Below are 15,418 nucleotides of genomic sequence, written 5' to 3' on the forward strand. Positions count from 1 at the left end.
GGACGTTAGAGGTCGAGGCAGCCGTGGTGCAGTCCGCCGGAGAGTTTGACCGGGGTGCCGTTGTAGATCGGGCCGAGGAAGTTGAAGAAGATCCCGTTGGTGGCGATGTACTTGCCCGAGCCGACCGCTGCGGTGACGTCCTCGTCGGTGCCGGTCTTCTTCAGGACCACGTTCAACCCGGCGTCCTTGAAGAAGCCCCGCTCGTAGGCGACGATCAGCGGGGCCTCGCAGACACCGCTGGGGGCGGTCACCGTCAGCTGCCGACCGGCCCAGGACTTGGTGACGGTGAGGCCGTCGGCGGCGGTGGTGTCCTTCCTGTCGCTCCTGATGAAGGCCCAACTGCCCAGCCCCGCCGCGGCCGCCACACCGGCGCCGACGGCGCCCAGGGTGAGCACACGGCGCCGGGAAACGCCTTGGGCGGCGTCGAGGTCCACATTCGCGTCGACGAGAGCGGGCTGTACAGGTTCGGGCTGCGGAGTTTCGTCACTCATTTCGGCATCCTGACGTATTTTCGGGCGCGCTGAAAGCGCCACGATGGATTCATCGATTCGTCAACGAAGAGGTTGCGCAGAAGGTATTACGGAACTGCGAGCCCGTGACGGCCCGTCAGAGCTCGGCGCGCGGGCCCGTACAGAGGGCGCCAGCCACGCGCTGCAGGTCGATGTGGCGACGGCTGCAGCTGGTGAACGCGTGTCGCGTACTCATCCGTCAGGACCTCCGCTCAGCGAATTCGCGCTTGCCGGGCCCCCACGGACCCGGCCTGGTGTTCACCTGGAGCACCCCACCGCGGAGGAGGGTTGCTGGTCAGCAGGCCAGGGCCGTTCGCTGACGCTCATCACCTATGGCGGGACCATAGCGCGCCTCCCACCGACCCGACAAGAGCCCGGAATTGGCGACACACTGCCGCAGCACGGGGTTCACATTCGGCGATGAAAATGGCAGGAACGGACGGGCGGGCCGACGGTGGGGAGCGGCCCGGCCCGCCCGGTCGACCCCCGTCGGCACGTTCCGCTTTGCGAGGAGTACGGCCTTGGATGTCCACGCTTCCCTTGCCGATGTGGTCGGCAACACTCCGCTGGTGCGGCTGAACCGCGTCACCGACGCGGCGCCCGCACCCGTCTACGCGAAACTGGAGTACGTCAACCCCGGTGGCAGTGTGAAGGACCGGATCGCCCTGGCGATGGTCGAGGCGGCCGAGGAGGCCGGGCAGTTGCTGCCCGGCGGCACGATCGTGGAGGGCACCTCGGGCAACACCGGGGTCGGCCTGGCCATGGTCGCCGCACAGCGCGGCTACCGCTGCGTCTTCGCGATCCCGGACAAGAGCAGCCCGGAGAAGGTCGCCGTGCTGCGGGCCTACGGCGCCGAAGTGCTCGTCTGCCCCGGGGACGTGCCGCGCGAGCACCCCGACCATGTGTTCTCCACGGCCGCGCGCGTCGTCGCGGAGACTCCCGGGGCCTGGCTGGCCAACCAGTACGACAACCCCGCCAACCCGGAGGCCCACTACCGCACCACCGGGCCGGAGATCTGGGAGCAGACGGACGGGCGGATCACCCACCTGGTCTCCGGCGTCGGCACCGGCGGCACCATCACCGGGACCGGCGAGTACCTCAAGAAGGTCAGCGGAGGCCAGGTCACCGTCGTCGGAGCCGACCCGGAGACGTCGGTGTACTCGGGCGGCGACGGAAGCCCCTACCTGGTCGAGAGCATCGGCTTCTTCCGTCACCCCGAGTCCCTGGACAACAGCTGGCCGCAGTCCTACCACCCCGAGGTGGTCGACCGCTTCGAGCGGATCAGCGACCGCGAGTCGTTCCTCACCGCCCGCCGGCTGGCCCGCGAGGAGGGGCTGCTGGTCGGCGGCTCCGCGGGCACCGCGGTGGCCGCCGCCCTGCGCGTGGCGAGGACGCTGGGGCCCCAGGATCTGGTCGTCGTCATCCTCCCCGACTCCGGACGCAACTACCTCTCCAAGGTCTTCGACGACCGCTGGCTCCAGGAACTCGGTTACCTGGCCCCCCGAATTCCGTGAAGGAGGCGCCGTGACAACGCCAGCATCCCTGCCGGTCATCGACATCTCCCGCTTTCGTGACCCCGCCGCCGACCGTCCGGCCTTCCTCGCCGAACTCCGGTCCGCCGCCCATGAGGTGGGGTTCTTCTATGTCACCGGGCATGGCGTCCCGGCCCGGCTGCGGGCGGAGGCGCTGGACGCGGCCCGGGAGTTCTTCGCACTGCCCGAGGCGCGTCGGCTGGAGATCGAGAACCTCAACTCTCCCCAGTTCCGCGGCTATACCCGGACCGGGACCGAGTACACGGCCGGCAGCGCGGACTGGCGCGAGCAGATCGACATCGGCCCGGAGCGGGCGGCGCTGGAACCCGTCCCCGGCGCCCCGGACTACCTGCGGCTGATCGGCCCCAACCAGTGGCCCCCGGCCCTGCCGGGGCTGCGCGACACCGTGCTGCGCTGGCAGGCCGAGGCGCTGCGGGTGAGCCGCGAGGTGCTGCGCGCGCTGGCTGCCGCGCTGGGACAGGAGGAGGACTACTTCGACCGCTGGTTCGACGACGAGGCCGCGGTGAGCCTCAAGGTCATCCACTACCCGCCGCGGCCCGCCCCCGAAGCCGAGCAGGGGGTGGGCGCCCACAAGGACTACGGCTACCTCGCGCTGCTCCAGCAGGACCAGGTGGGCGGGCTGCAGGTGCAGCGCGAGGACGGGAGCTGGATCGACGCGGTGCCGCTCGCGGACGCCTTTGTCTTCAACATCGGCGAGATGCTGGAGATCGCCACCCAGGGCTATCTCAAGGCGACCCGGCACCGGGTGGTCAGCCCCCGTCCCGGGGTGGACCGCTACTCGATCCCGTTCTTCCTCGGCCCCCGGCTCGACGCGGTGGTGGAGGCGGTGACGCTGCCGCCCGAACTGGCGGCCCGCTCCCGAGGGGTCACCGACGACCCGGACAATCCGCTGCTGGCCGCGTTCGGGGAGAAGGCCCTGGTCGGCTGGCTGCGCTCGCACCCCCGGGTCGCCGAACGCTGGTGGTCCGACGTCCTGGCCGGGACGGACGGGTCCCGGTAGCGGTGCTACCTGCTACCTGCTACCTGCTACCTGCCCAGGCTCAGCAGGGCGAGGATTCCGCCGACCACCGGCCGGGCCTGGAAACCGCTCTGATGGTTCGTCACCGTGTCGTACAGGTCCGTGAACGGCACCCGTGAGGGCGAAGTGTGGGCGAAGTCGTACAGCGCGTCGATCAGGAACTGGCTGACCGGGTGGCCGCGCAGCCACGCCGCGGTCCACATCTCCCAGTCGCCCTTGGTGTAGGAGTGCCGCAGGTCCAGCGGCACCCCGTACTGGTTGACCTGGGTCAGGTACCAGTCGGCCTCCTCCTTGGCGACAGAGCTCGGGACCAGGTTCAGGCCCAGCAGCCGGTCCGGGTAGCCGTTGTACTTCAGGCTCCAGGTCCCCGGCTGGTCGTAGGCCAGTTTGAGGTGGTCCGGGGTGGTGTCCTGGGCCTTGGCCGCCCACTGCGAGCTGTAGCCGGCGGCGGTGGTCCGGTAGCGCTTGGCGTCCGCGGTGTTGCCGGCCGCGGTGGCGATCTGGCCCATCGCACCGATGGCGAGGATGCCCTTCAGCGCCAGGTTGGCGCTGTGGCCGATGAAGCCGGTGAAGTCGTCGGTCTGGTTCTGGAAGCCCGGGTCGAGCGCGTTGGCGACCAGGTACTCGCCCCACTGCCTCAGGACGGTGTAGTGCTTGGCGGCGAACGCCCGGGCGGCCGGAGCGTCGATCCGCGCCAGGTACGCGGCGCACATCAGCAGCATATTGGCGGACTCCTCGACCGGCATGTCCTCCTCGTTGCCGTCGTTGTGCCCGGAGGCGACCGGGTAGTGGGAGCCCAGGTCGTGCTCGGCGAACTCCTTGGGCCAGCCGCCGTTCTCCGGGTAGTCCAGCAGCGGCGCGAGCAGCAGCCCCAGATAGGCCGGGTCGGCGTACAGGAACGCGGGCATCGCCGGGTAGGTGACGTCCACCGTGGAGACATTGCCGTCGCTGGAGATCTCCTTCAGGAAGGCCCAGGGCTCGCCGTTGCAGCTCACCAGCTCCGTTCCGCCGAAGGCCTGACGCAGCGACAGCGCGCACAGCGCGGCGTACTTGGCGCCGCCGACCGCGGTGGCGTCATGGCGCACCTTGGCGTCGAAAACAGCGGTCCGGGTCTGCGCCGCGGTGGCGTCGGCGTGGAAGGAGGCGGCCATCTGCTGCCAGGTGGACCAGTAGGAGCGCCACAGCGGCGGGAGGTCCGCCCCCAGGTAGCTGACGGCCGGTTCCCGGACGTGGCCGACGGACAGCACGGCCGACTGCTTGGACCGCACCGCCCCGAAGTCGACGTTGAAGCCGAACACCGGCCAGTTGTCGCTGATGGCCCGGGGCTGGTTGCTGTCGGCGGTGTTGCCGAGTTTTCCGTTGGCGAGGACGGCGGAGCGGACCGCGGTGTCGGCGCCGATCTGCCAGGTCAGCCCGGGTCGGTTGGTGGCGCTCCAGACGACCGAGCCCCAACTGGCCATGTCGCCGTTCTCGCTGAGCACGGCCGGGGTGTCCGGGGTGAAGGAGAGCGCGGTGAGCGAGGTGCTGCCGCTGCCCTTGACCTGCTCCTGGGACCAGCGGATCTTGGTGCCGGAGTCGCCGTGGGCCCACTCCCCGGAGATGTCGAAGTACAGGCTCACCTGGTGCGACCTGCCGTCGGTGCTGCGCACGTCCGCGGCGAGGTAGGACAGGGGTACCGACTGGCGGCGCAGGTCCCCTGGCTCGATCGGGGACAGGAAGGTCAGCGTCAACTGGACGCCGGCGGCCTCCATGACATAGGTCGAACGGGTGGCGCTGAGCGTCAGCGAACGCTGCATCATGCCGCGCAGGACATGCCCGTCGATGTTCGGCGCGCCCATGAACAGGAAGGCCACGCCGTCGATCTGGGCGATGCCGGCCATGGCGGTGGTGCGGCCGGTCCAGAAGCTCGGCCAGGTGCCGGCCAGGTTGTCGGCCGGCAGCCAGGTGCTCAGGTAGGGAGAGCGGACGGCGAGGGGCACGGCCGGAGGCCGGATCGGGTCGAACGAGGACGCGAACGCGCTCGCGCTTGTGCTCGCGCTCGTCCCGATACGACCGGCAGCGGAGGGGGACGCGGGGACGGCCGCTTCGGCGGACTGCGCCATACCTGGCAGCAGGGCGACACCGGCCGCTCCGAGTCCGGCCGCTCCGGTCCAGCGGATCAAACCGCGACGGCTCAGGCCGTCGCCCGGATCGGTCCGCTGCGTGCCCTCGGTCCGGTCGGGTGAGTCCATCAGGTGCGACATGGGTTTCCTCCAGGAGCCGCTGGTGGAAGCGGCGTTGGTTCAGGGAGCTGGGCCCGGCCCCACCTCCGAAGCACAGACGTGGATACGGCCGGGGCAGGCCGTGGCGTCAGCCGTAGGTGAAGCAGCGATCACGCAAATAACAACGTTGCAATGCGAGCACTGGAATGACAGCACGCCCCCAATGGCGCTGTCCACCCCTCAGCGAGAACATCCCCATCCGCCTGCCGCGGGCACCCCACCGCCCACCGGGACCACCAGCAACGCGCACCCCAACTCGCGCGCATCCAGGGCCCACTGCCCCACCGAAGGGGAGAACTAGCAGCTGGACAGCATGATCACGTGGCGTTCCGAGCCCATATTGTCGACACCCCAGGGCTGCGGCCCGTGGCACGCAACGCCGCGACCCCACCACGCACCCGGGTATCGACCTCTCCACCGGCCGGCTCGCGGCCGACCAGCCGTCACCCGCCCTGACATGAGGGCACTTCCGCTCATTGCCCATGCGACGTATAGACACCGGCCAAGGGGTGTGGTGTCATGCTGTTTGCCCGTTTACAACGATAGAATACGGTCGAGGAAGGAGTACTGCGGCGACCTCCAGCGACACCTCAAAGATGATCGATTCATGGAAGGCGTTGGCGAACTCCAGCCGGGGCGTGACACGATCACCACTGGCGGGAACCCGAGCCGATCCGGATCGACAGGCCAGTGGACCTGCGGTCGGAACCCAGCTGAGGAGTGGCGGACCGGTGCGCGTGGTCGTCTTCGAAGCGCCAGTGGTAGGGCCAGATGACACAGTCGGTTCGCTGGCTCGGGCGCTGGCGGTGCCTCAGACCACGCTTGGCGATTTCATGCGCGCCAACATCTCGCAGGGCACTGCCCTGGGGATCCGGGTCTCTGAGCTCATGAAATCCGGCAACCTGGTCGACGAGAACCTCATCACCGAAGTGGTCCGCGACGGCCTGCAGTGGCTGACCCATACGGGTTTCCTCCTCCTGGGACACCCCAGAACCGTCTCGCGGGCGCTCGCCCTTGATGACCTGCTCCGCGAGCTCGACGCTCCTCTCGACGGCGTGGTGTACCTGCGTCTTCCCGACACAGAGGTGGAGCGTCGCATCCACCGCCTGGCGGCGCGGCGCCGCTGCCGCAATGACCAGACCCACCAATTCATCCCGGAGATGGACCGCCTCCGCGTCGAAGGCGTCTGCCACTGCGGAGGGGAGCTCTACCAGCGCGAGGACGAAACCGAGACCATGTTCCGCACTATGTTCATGTCCCACGCATCGACACTGGAGCCCCTTACCCAGCACTACGCCGAGCATGGCCTCCTCGTCACCGTCGATGCTGCCGGCACCTTCGGCGAGATATCCAGGCGCGCGCTCGCCGCGCTCCAGAGCCGCAGCCTCTGATTTCGATCTTCACCGATGATCACCAGGCTGTCCGGGGGCAAGCTCAGCAGTATCCGTCGACCCTGGTGCTGCCGCTCGGGGCGAGGCTCGGCCAGGGCCGCCCAGCACTCTCTGCGGCGGCAGGCTGCTGACGCGACGAGAGGGCAGCGACCGACTCCGGCGACAGCTCATCGTTGTAGATGCGTCCCGGTATGGAGACCTGCTGGCCCTGGACCATGACCGAGAAGGGTGCGACCGGCCGATGCCGAGAAGCGGGCATGACCGCGAGCACTGCTTGGACGTCATCGGCGAGCTCGGCCGGGAACGCCGATGACGTCAGTTCTTGGGGGTTGGAAAACGACTGCACGTGTCGAGCATATGTGCAGGCCAGCGACCGAGATAAACACCCCGATGTTAAGGAACAAGCCCAGAGCTTGTGTGGAAACATTCCTGCATGACGCAGGGGTTTATAGGAGGGGTTCAGATGAGCTACTACACGAAATTTGCGGGTTTTGTGACGATATCTCCGCCTTTGAATAGTTCAGAAACTGCCTACTTGACCCTTTTCGCCGATACCCGGCGGGTGGCGTGGGATATCCGGTCCGGTAGCTGAAGGGCGGCACCGAGCGCCGCTTCGGTGCGCCGGACGCCGGCGATCCGGCCCTGGCCGACGAGTTGAAGCGCCCCTGGAGGGCAGGTACTACGCACCGGAGTTTGCGGCGTTCACCTTTGACCACATGCTCAATGGTCATATCGATGCGGCAGGTGAAGCCGGGGAGCGCTGGCGGATCGTAGTGGATCAGAACCGGGTCAGTACCTTGGACCTGTAACCGCCTTGGATCGTGCGAGGCGGAGTTCTGCCACCACCTCGACCCTGCCGAACGCGGCCGACGCGGGATCGACTCCTACGTCGTCGGCAGGTGGGTAGCGGGGGCGCCGGGTCAGCTGAGCTTCCACTCACCGGTGTCGTCCGCGAATCCACTGTCCGGGGTGAAGTCGATTCGGGCCAGGTGTGCGTGCTGTGGTATCTCCATGACCACATAGCCCGTGGCACCGCGCCCCGGCTGCAGTTCGAGGTTGCCGTGGGGTGCGACGGCGGGGCCCTCGGAGAGGGTGGGGGCCACGAAGGAACCCACCTGGAGGCCGGTGTCGGTGCGGCCCCAGGTGCAGTTGCTGGGAGAGTCGGAATAGGGCGTGGAACCCGAGTCGACCAGTCGGAGCCTGAGTCCCACATACTTCATACCGTGGTCGAGCAGGGAATTGCCGCCCACACCGCACGCGGGATCGACCACGTCCAGGAACGTCACCGTCACCTGTTCCCCGGGGTCACTGCCCCTGAGGGTCAGCGGGTGTCCCAACGCCGCCACCTGGTCGGCCGCGGGCAGGCCGGAAACCGGGGCGCCGGCGTCGCCGGGGCGGGGCGAGGGGGACTGGCAAGGGCGTACCGGGGCCGCAGCCGAGGATGCCGGTTGCGTGGCGGCGTCTCGTGGGGACGAGCAGCTACTCAGGAACGCAAGGAGCGCCAGCACTACGGGTGCGGAGCGGCTGGAAGAGTGCACGGGCGATACTCTCGGGGAGAACCGGGGGGCCGGTCAGACCTTGGGGGACGGCAGTTCGCTGGGCTGGATCACGACCTGGCCGGTGCCCTGGAAGGACAGCTCCCAGCCCTCGGTCGTATTACTGTGCGGGCGCAGCGCCGAGGTGTTGGAGCTCTGCGACTGGAGCTGTACGTCCAGCGCCGACGACCAGGCCACCACCGCGTCAGCGTCCGCCGAGGCGTACTGCTGCGGCCCGACCGGCAGTGCCAGCGGACGGCCGGAGGTCATCAGCACCACCTGTCCCGGGCCGGTCAGTTCCAGGCACCAGTTGCCGACCCCGGCGATCCGCTCGCCGCCCTCGATATTGACGGTCCGCCACCTCACCGAGTTCTCCATCGCGAGGAGATAGGCGCTGCTCAGTGTCAGCTGCTCGCCCTGTTGGAGCGTCAGCACATGCAGGTGCTGGGCCAGGTTCGCCAGGAACACGGTGCCGGTCCCGGTGCAGCTCATCAGCAGTCCCTGCGCCCCGGCGGCGTACTGCTGCTGGAGCTGCTGCAGGTGCTGACCCTGCTGCTGGCCGTGCTGCTGGCCGTGCTGCTGGCCGTGCTGCTGCTGGCCGTACTGGTGCTGGCGCTGGATCTGCTGGTTGATCAGGTGCGCCATCTGCCGCTGGTCGCCGCCGACCTCGGTGAAGGTGGCCCGGCCCTGGAAGGCGACCATCGAGCCGCTACGGGCCAGCACCTCCCGGTGGCCGTCCAGGGCGACCCGCAGCATGTGGTCGTTCTGCAGGGTGAACACGTCGGCGCCGGTGGCGACGGTGTGGTGGAGCAGTGCGCTCTGCATCGGATCTGGTCCCTTTTCTCCGGACTGCGGTTCTTTCAGGTGGGCCGGCCTCAGGTACGCCGGCCTCAGGTACGTCGGCCCCGGGTACGCCGGTCTCAGGTATTCCGGCCTCAGCCGCGGATCTTCAGCCGGTCGCCGGTGTCCTCGCTGGGCTGCACCACCACGAACCCGGTCCCCTTGAAGCCGATCTGCAGCGCCTCGCCGCTTCCCCGTCCGATCAGCGAGCCCATCTTGACGCTGCGGTGCGGACGCAACGTCAGGGCGCCGGTCCAGGCGACCAGCGCGTCCGGGTCCACATAGGTCTCGGCCTCAGCGCAGTCCAGCACCACCGGCACGCCGTTGGTGCTGACCGCGACCCAGCCGGTTCCGGAGACCACGACGTTGAACAGCCCGCCGCCGGCCGCCAGGGCCACGCCCTTGACCCGCTCCACGCGGCACTGGAGCTGGGAGTCCATGGCGAGCAGGTGCGCGCCGTTGACCGACAGCTCCTCCTCGGCCAGCCGCAGCACCAGCACGTCCGCGCCCTGGTCGGCGAGGTAGAGGTCGCCGTCGCCCTCCCAGGTCAGCAGCGGGCTGCGCTCGCCCGACGCCCACTCCCCCATCGCCCGGCGCAGCGACTGGGTGACCGGCTGGTAGGCCAGGAAGCCGGTGTAGGCGACCATCGCCCCGGCCTTGGCGTGCACGGGAGTCTGGGTGTCCACCCTGACCCGGCACATCGCCGAGCCGTGGTTGGACATCCTGGCATTGCCCGACTCCGGGGCGTGCCCGGCCAGCAGTTGCCTCTGCACCGACGGAACCTCCTCGTACCTGAATCTCAGGCTTCGTACGGCTGGACGATGACAAAGTTCCCCGGGCCGCCGCGGAACTGCAGGGTGCAGGTCTCGGCGGAGCGCCCGGCGAAGCCCGAGCGGCGGATGCGCACCGGTGCGGTGGTGATCACCTGGGAGCCCCTGGTCCAGGCGACCAGGGCGTTGATGTCCACCTGGGTTTCCGGGGCCGGGGTCACCGGCAGCACCACCGGCGTCCCATTGGTCTTGACGACCAGGGTGCCGTGGCCGGAGAACTGGAGGGTGTGGAACCCGCCGCCCGGCAACCCGTCGCCCTCGATCCGGCGCACCTCGATGTCCAGGCCGGCGTCGAAGGCCAGGATGCGGTCCGCGCCCACGCACAGCGACTCGCCCTCCAGCCGCACCACGTGCAGCTGCGAGGCCCCGTCCGCGAGGAAGACCTGTCCGTCGCCGCGCACCCGCATCAGCTTGAGCTGCTGGCCGGTGAGGTTGCCGATGATCTTGCGCAGCACGCCCGAACCCTCGTACGAGAAGTCGGCGTCGCCCTGGTAGGCCACCATGCTGCCCTGCAGGGCCAGCACCTCGGCGTCCTTGGCCAGCGTGAACCGCACCAGCTGTGGGTTCTGCTGGAGCCACCCGGTCTGCTCCGGCAGCTCTGCGTACTTCAGCAGCGAGACCCGTGCGCTGACCGGCTCGGCGGCGGGGCGGGGGCGGGGGCTTGAGCGGGGACGAAAGCTGCAGCTGGGGCGGGTGCCGAGGCGGCGGCGGGTGCCGAGGCGGCGGCTGGAACGGCGGCGGGTGCCGGGGCCGGCGAAGGCGCTGCCGCGGCTGTCGGCTCCTCCTCGGCCACCTGGCCGCCGTAGTTCTCCAGCAGCGCCTGCAACCCGCCGTCGAAGCCCTGTCCCACCGCGACGATGCTCCACGCGCCCGCGCGGCGGTAGACGTCGGCGAGCATCACCGCCCGCTCCGTGCTGAACTCCGTGCCGGTGAAGGAGTAGCGGACCACCTCCTGGCCGCCCGCCAGAAGCCGGACGTGCCCCGAGGCGACCTGGCCCATCGTGCCGTCGCCGTCCAGCGTCGCGGTGAGCGCCATCCGGTGCACCTGCGCCGGGACGGAGTCCAGCCGCAGCCGGAAACTGGCCTGGTCACCGTCCTGCGGGGACAGCAGTTCGATCGCGTTCTCGGGCGACGCGGGCTGGTTGAAGAAGACGAAGTAGCGGTCGTCGCTCAGCCGCTCGTCGGCGTCGAGCCCGAACACGCTGAAGTCGAAGGCGACCCCCGGCGCGTCCAGGGTCACCCCGAGCCGCAGTTCTGAGTCGCCAGTCAACTCGCTCAGCCGAACCCGCGCGCCCTTGGCCAGATCCCGACTCATGACGTGACAATCCCTCTCGCGTACCCCGACGGTGCCCGCACCGTATCCGACACCGGGGACGGCCGGACCGGATCCGTCGGTTCCACCGGGTTCCGGGGTCCGTCTGCGGCGTTGGTGGACGTCGCCTGCGAGGACCAGCAGGTGGGCTGACGGCATCGCAGCCGAGCCGCCGCAGCTCGGCCCGCGCCAGCAGGGCTTCCGGGGAGCACGCAGGCCCGGTCCGCCTCCGCCGCCCGAGGGGATTTCGCCTGCGCCCCGTATCCTGCCCGGGTGACATCGATTCTTCAGGTAGGGGCGCTGGTCCACTCGACCGCGAGTGAGCCAGTGGTCAGCGTCGGCGCGAAGCCTGACGGGCCGGACGCCGGCTGGACCGGGCCGCACCTGACCGTGCACGGGCAACCCGCGTTCGAGCAGACCTTCTGGTGCGGCACCTGCGCCCTGCTGTTCCGCCGCATGGACGGCGCCGATCGCTACCGCGACCCGGAGCTTCTGCGGGACCGGCTGGCCACCGGCCTCGATCAGCTCGACCACCAGGTCGTGCAGGCTTTCGTGAGCCTGCTGGCCCCGGGACGCTACCTGCCGCTGCTGCTGGAGATCACGCCGGAACTCGTGCTGCCCGGTGGCGACCGGGACTATTTCACTCACGAGCAACTGGACACCTGGGACGTCGAACAGGCCCCGCACGACCTGCCCGCTGACCCCGCCACCGCCTATTACCGGCTCGATGGCAGCACCCCCAAGCCGGTGCCCGGTGGCGGGCTGCTGTTCGAGTTCCTCGTGCCGATGCAGCCGCCGACCCGCAACGATCCCGCCACCATCGACCGCTATGCGGGCGCCCTGCTCGGCGGAGAGGCTCCCACGGCGGTCGCAGTCAGCGTGCTGGACACCGCCGCGCCCGCCATGTGGAGCCGACCCCCGAAGCTGGAGGCCCAGCACTGGGGGCTGACGCACTTCCTGCTCGACGGACACCACAAGACCCAGGCCGCCGCCCGCAGTGGGCAGCGACTGCGCCTCCTCTGTCTCCTTGCCGTCGACGGGGGCAATACCGACCCGCGATACGCCCAAGCCGTCCCGGCCCTGCTCGACCGCCCGCCGGTGGACGCCGCCTGGCCCACCTGACCCGTCTGGCCCGCCTGACCCACGCGGCGCTGTCCACGACCGTCGTGGACCACGGCCCAGCGAGACCACGGCCCGGCGCTCACCCCTCAGGCGGCCGAGGCGAGGGCCTCGCGGTTCGGGGCGAGGAGCCGGCGGGCCTGCTCCACCGCGCGGGCGGGCTCGCGGATGCCGGTCGAGACGCAGAGGGTGTAGTGGAGGTCCTCACGGCGGCGCTCGATGTCCGCGCCGCCCTGAGCGTCGCCCAGGGCTTCGAGTGCGGTGACGAGGCGGCGAAGTTCGGCGGGGTTGTACAGAGGCATGGAACACTCCGTCAGGTCGTTGCTGGCACGGTGGGAAACCACTGCAGGCCGACGCTGGACCACAGCTCGGGAAATCCGCCAACATGCCTCAGCATGTGGAGAATTGACCCGGCATCACCTCGCCGGAACGAGGTGGACTGTTGACTCAATGATAAGGGCTCCCCACCCCGGCAACTGCCGTCCGCGGGCGAGACGTCCGCCACAGAACGGCGGCAGACACAGCGTTGGCGCCCGACACAGCGTCGCGGTACGGCATGAGGGCCCTCTGAGCGCCGCTGCGGATGTCGTCATCCGCACCGGGCCCAGAAGGCCCTCACCCACCAACCTCCGTGCTCAGTACGCCTAGCGCTCGCCCGCGGAGCTCGTGCTGGCGCTGTCCGCCTCCCGATCGATCTCGATCTCGGTCTCACTCTCGCTCTCGCCCGGCACCGCGGCGAGGCCGATTCCCGTCCCGGCGGCCTCCGCACTCGCGGCAGCTGATTCCGTCTCAGCCCGGGCCTGGTTGCCCGAGACCGTGCGCAGCGGAACCTCCTTGAGGAAGGCCGACAGCACGACTGCTCCCAGCAGCAGGACGGCGACGATCGCGAACACCACGTCCCCGGCGGCGGAGAAGCCGACGAAGAACGGGTGGCTGAGCGGCTTGGCCAGCCCGTTCAGGAACGAGGTGTCGTCCAGGCCGCCGCCCAGGTGCTGGTGCAGCGAGGCGAGTTGATCCGGGTGGGCCTTGGCCGCCGCGATGAAGGCCGGGTCGCCGGCCGCCTTGGCGTACTCACTGCTGATCTTGGTTCCGGCCGACGAGAACAGGACGGACAGGAAGATCGCGGTGCCCAGGGTGCCGCCGATGGAGCGGAAGAACGTCGACGCGGCGGAGGCGACACCCATGTCCTGCGCGGGCACGGCGTTCTGCATGGCCAGCACCAGGCTCTGCATGTTCAGCCCGAGGCCGATGCCGAAGACCGCCATGTAGATGTCGGTCTGCCACAGGGCCGTGTCGGCGCCGATCGTGATCATCAGGCCCATGCCGACGACCATGAGGACCGACCCGATCACCGGGAAGATCTTGTAGCGGCCGGTGCGGGCGATCAGCTGCCCCGAGCCGAGCGAGGACAGCATCAGCCCTGCCACCAGCGGAAGCAGCAGCAGTCCCGCCTTCGTCGGCGAGGCGCCCTTGACGATCTGCAGGTAGAGCGGGATCACCGACATGCCACCGAACATGGCCATGCCGATGATGGTGACCTGGGCCGAGGCGACCGAGAAGGTGCTGTTGCGGAACAGTCGCAGCGGCAGCAGCGCGTCGTCCCCCATCCGCCGCTGGACCCAGACGAACAGGATCAGGCCGGCCGCACCGGTCAGGTAGCAGGCGAAGGAAGCGACCGAGGCCCAGCCCCAGCCCTGGCCCTGCTCGGCGACGACCAGCAGCGGGACCAGGCCGACGGCGAGCAGCACCGAGCCCCACCAGTCGATCCGCCGCTCGCGGCGGACGTGGTCGAGGTGCAGCACCTTGGCGATGACGATCAGGGCGAAGGCGGCGATGGGGACGTTGATGTAGAAGATCCAGCGCCAGCCCGCGGCGCCCAGGAAGCTGTCCGTGCCGGAGAGCAGGCCGCCCAGGACCGGTCCGAGGACCGAGGCGCTGGCGAAGACGGCCATCATGTAGCCCTGGTAGCGGGCCCGCTCGCGGGGCGGGATGATGTCGCCGATCACGGCCAGGGCGAGCGGCATGATGCCGCCGGCGCCTATGCCCTGGAAGGCGCGGAACCCGGCCAGTTCGTACATCGACTGGGCCAGGCCGCACAGGGCCGAACCGATCACGAAGATCACGATCGCGAGCATGAACAGCCGCTTGCGGCCGTAGATATCCGACAGCTTGCCGAACAGCGGTGCGGCGATCGTCGAGGTGATCAGAAAGGCGGTGGTGACCCAGGCCTGTGCGGACAGGTCGTTGAGGTCGTTGCCGATCGTCTTGATCGCGGTCGAGACGATCGTCTGGTCCAGCGCGGCGAGGAACATGCCCAGGACGAGTCCGGACAGGATCGTCAGGACCTGGCGATGGGTCAGCGCGCCGTCCGACGGTGAGCCCGCCGGATGGGTTGCAGTGGAACTCATGTGGTGCTGCCTTCTTCCGGGTCGCCGTTGCGGGCGGAGTGTCGCGTCGCGTCGGTCATCCATTGGGAGTGGGTCGTGTCGTAGGCCGCGGTGAACCGCTCCAACAGGTGGGCGAACTGGGCCAGTTCGTCGGGGGTCCAGCCGCTCAGCACCTCCTCGAAGAAGGCGGTCCTGGTGTGTTCGTTCGCGGCGATGATGGCTCGGCCCGCATCGGTGACCACCAGCAGGCTGGCCCGGCCGTCCACCGGGTCGGCCCGTCGCTCCACCAGTCCGCGGGTCACCAGCGAGGCGACCTGGCGGCTGACCGTCGACAGGTCCGACTGCAGACTGCCGGCCAGCGCGCTCGCCCGCATCGGGCCTTCGGCCGCCATGGTGCGCAGGAGCATCTGGGTCGCCGAGTCGACGTCGTCGCTCGCCGCGGCCAGCAGCCGGGCCTTGGACCGCCGCACCGTCCGCAGCAGGTCGAGCACCGAGTCCGCGACCGAGGCCACGCGGGTCTTCGGGCCGCCGTCGCCGGCACCGAAGGCCACCGGCTCCCGCACCGCAACGGATACCGCTGTTGGCCGGTTCGCCATGACCCACCTCCGCTCTCAGTAGTACTTGTATACCGCAAGTGCTTGGGCTGTACAAGTAATTCCGGAC

The 15,418-nt window shown here is 69.5% G+C and carries 16 protein-coding genes and 1 riboswitch; of the genes, 4 read left to right on the forward strand and 12 right to left on the reverse strand.

Going from position 1 to position 15,418, the window contains the following annotated elements; genetic code table 11:
- Positions 1 to 5: 5 nt before the first annotated feature.
- Both ACXKR8_RS03560 and ACXKR8_RS03565 read right to left on the reverse strand, forming a co-directional pair.
- Positions 6 to 491, reverse strand: a complete 486-nt coding sequence (locus ACXKR8_RS03560) for an ABC transporter substrate-binding protein (protein ID WP_462100304.1) — start codon at positions 489 to 491, stop codon at positions 6 to 8.
- Positions 492 to 606: 115 nt separating this feature from the next.
- Positions 607 to 705 carry a putative leader peptide gene (locus tag ACXKR8_RS03565; RefSeq protein ID WP_458271429.1) on the reverse strand — a complete coding sequence of 33 codons (99 nt, stop codon included), beginning with the start codon at positions 703 to 705 and terminating at the stop codon, positions 607 to 609.
- A 22-nt stretch (positions 706 to 727) separates the two neighbouring features.
- Positions 728 to 840, reverse strand: a riboswitch (SAM riboswitch).
- A 190-nt stretch (positions 841 to 1,030) separates the two neighbouring features.
- On the opposite strand from ACXKR8_RS03565, the gene ACXKR8_RS03570 reads away from it, so the two are divergent.
- Together ACXKR8_RS03570 and ACXKR8_RS03575 are read left to right on the forward strand one after the other, a co-directional pair.
- Positions 1,031 to 2,023 carry a PLP-dependent cysteine synthase family protein gene (locus ACXKR8_RS03570; RefSeq protein ID WP_458271430.1) on the forward strand — a complete coding sequence of 331 codons (993 nt, stop codon included), beginning with the start codon at positions 1,031 to 1,033 and terminating at the stop codon, positions 2,021 to 2,023.
- A gap of 10 nt (positions 2,024 to 2,033) precedes the next feature.
- The gene (locus tag ACXKR8_RS03575; RefSeq protein ID WP_458271431.1) at positions 2,034 to 3,062 is read left to right on the forward strand and encodes an isopenicillin N synthase family dioxygenase; all 1,029 of its coding nucleotides are present in this window, start codon (positions 2,034 to 2,036) and stop codon (positions 3,060 to 3,062) included.
- 26 nt (positions 3,063 to 3,088) lie between these two features.
- On the opposite strand, the gene ACXKR8_RS03580 is transcribed toward ACXKR8_RS03575, so the two are convergent.
- Positions 3,089 to 5,323, reverse strand: a complete 2,235-nt coding sequence (locus tag ACXKR8_RS03580) for a glutaminase family protein (protein WP_458271432.1) — start codon at positions 5,321 to 5,323, stop codon at positions 3,089 to 3,091.
- 749 nt (positions 5,324 to 6,072) lie between these two features.
- On the opposite strand from ACXKR8_RS03580, the gene ACXKR8_RS03585 reads away from it, so the two are divergent.
- A complete protein-coding gene (locus ACXKR8_RS03585) occupies positions 6,073 to 6,732 on the forward strand; it encodes an adenylate kinase family protein (RefSeq protein ID WP_458271433.1) in 660 nt (219 codons plus the stop codon).
- A gap of 43 nt (positions 6,733 to 6,775) precedes the next feature.
- Here ACXKR8_RS03585 and ACXKR8_RS03590 read toward each other — a convergent pair whose 3' ends face one another.
- The 6 genes from ACXKR8_RS03590 to ACXKR8_RS03615 all read right to left on the reverse strand — a co-directional run bounded on the left by ACXKR8_RS03590 (position 6,776) and on the right by ACXKR8_RS03615 (position 11,252).
- Entirely contained in the window at positions 6,776 to 7,078 is a 303-nt protein-coding gene (locus ACXKR8_RS03590; protein WP_462100305.1) for a hypothetical protein, read from the reverse strand.
- Positions 7,079 to 7,652: 574 nt separating this feature from the next.
- On the reverse strand, positions 7,653 to 8,069 hold the full coding sequence (locus ACXKR8_RS03595) for a hypothetical protein (RefSeq protein ID WP_458271434.1): 417 nt from the start codon (positions 8,067 to 8,069) through the stop codon (positions 7,653 to 7,655).
- A gap of 234 nt (positions 8,070 to 8,303) precedes the next feature.
- Positions 8,304 to 9,092: an AIM24 family protein gene (locus ACXKR8_RS03600; RefSeq protein WP_458271435.1), complete on the reverse strand. Its 789-nt coding sequence runs from the start codon at positions 9,090 to 9,092 to the stop codon at positions 8,304 to 8,306.
- Positions 9,093 to 9,202: 110 nt separating this feature from the next.
- Positions 9,203 to 9,880 (reverse strand): AIM24 family protein, encoded by a 678-nt coding sequence (locus ACXKR8_RS03605; RefSeq protein WP_458271436.1) that lies wholly within the window; start codon positions 9,878 to 9,880, stop codon positions 9,203 to 9,205.
- Positions 9,881 to 9,906: 26 nt separating this feature from the next.
- Positions 9,907 to 10,491, reverse strand: coding sequence for an AIM24 family protein (locus tag ACXKR8_RS03610; protein WP_462100306.1), 585 nt, complete (start codon positions 10,489 to 10,491; stop codon positions 9,907 to 9,909).
- 53 nt (positions 10,492 to 10,544) lie between these two features.
- A complete protein-coding gene (locus tag ACXKR8_RS03615; protein ID WP_462100307.1) occupies positions 10,545 to 11,252 on the reverse strand; it encodes a TerD family protein in 708 nt (235 codons plus the stop codon).
- Between the two features lie 270 nt (positions 11,253 to 11,522).
- Here ACXKR8_RS03615 and ACXKR8_RS03620 point away from each other — a divergent pair, with 270 nt between their 5' ends.
- Complete coding sequence (locus ACXKR8_RS03620) at positions 11,523 to 12,371, forward strand: hypothetical protein (protein WP_458271438.1); 849 nt, start codon at positions 11,523 to 11,525, stop codon at positions 12,369 to 12,371.
- Between the two features lie 86 nt (positions 12,372 to 12,457).
- Here the strand turns inward: ACXKR8_RS03620 and ACXKR8_RS03625 are convergent, their stop codons facing one another.
- The 3 genes from ACXKR8_RS03625 to ACXKR8_RS03635 form a co-directional block, all read right to left on the reverse strand.
- The gene (locus ACXKR8_RS03625; protein WP_458271439.1) at positions 12,458 to 12,670 is read right to left on the reverse strand and encodes a DUF5133 domain-containing protein; all 213 of its coding nucleotides are present in this window, start codon (positions 12,668 to 12,670) and stop codon (positions 12,458 to 12,460) included.
- A gap of 342 nt (positions 12,671 to 13,012) precedes the next feature.
- A complete protein-coding gene (locus tag ACXKR8_RS03630; protein WP_458271440.1) occupies positions 13,013 to 14,776 on the reverse strand; it encodes an MDR family MFS transporter in 1,764 nt (587 codons plus the stop codon).
- A complete protein-coding gene (locus ACXKR8_RS03635) occupies positions 14,773 to 15,351 on the reverse strand; it encodes a MarR family winged helix-turn-helix transcriptional regulator (RefSeq protein ID WP_458271441.1) in 579 nt (192 codons plus the stop codon). Before ACXKR8_RS03635 ends, ACXKR8_RS03630 begins: the two co-directional genes overlap by 4 nt.
- Positions 15,352 to 15,418 lie beyond the last annotated feature (67 nt).

Source organism: Streptacidiphilus sp. PAMC 29251 (assembly GCF_054208735.2).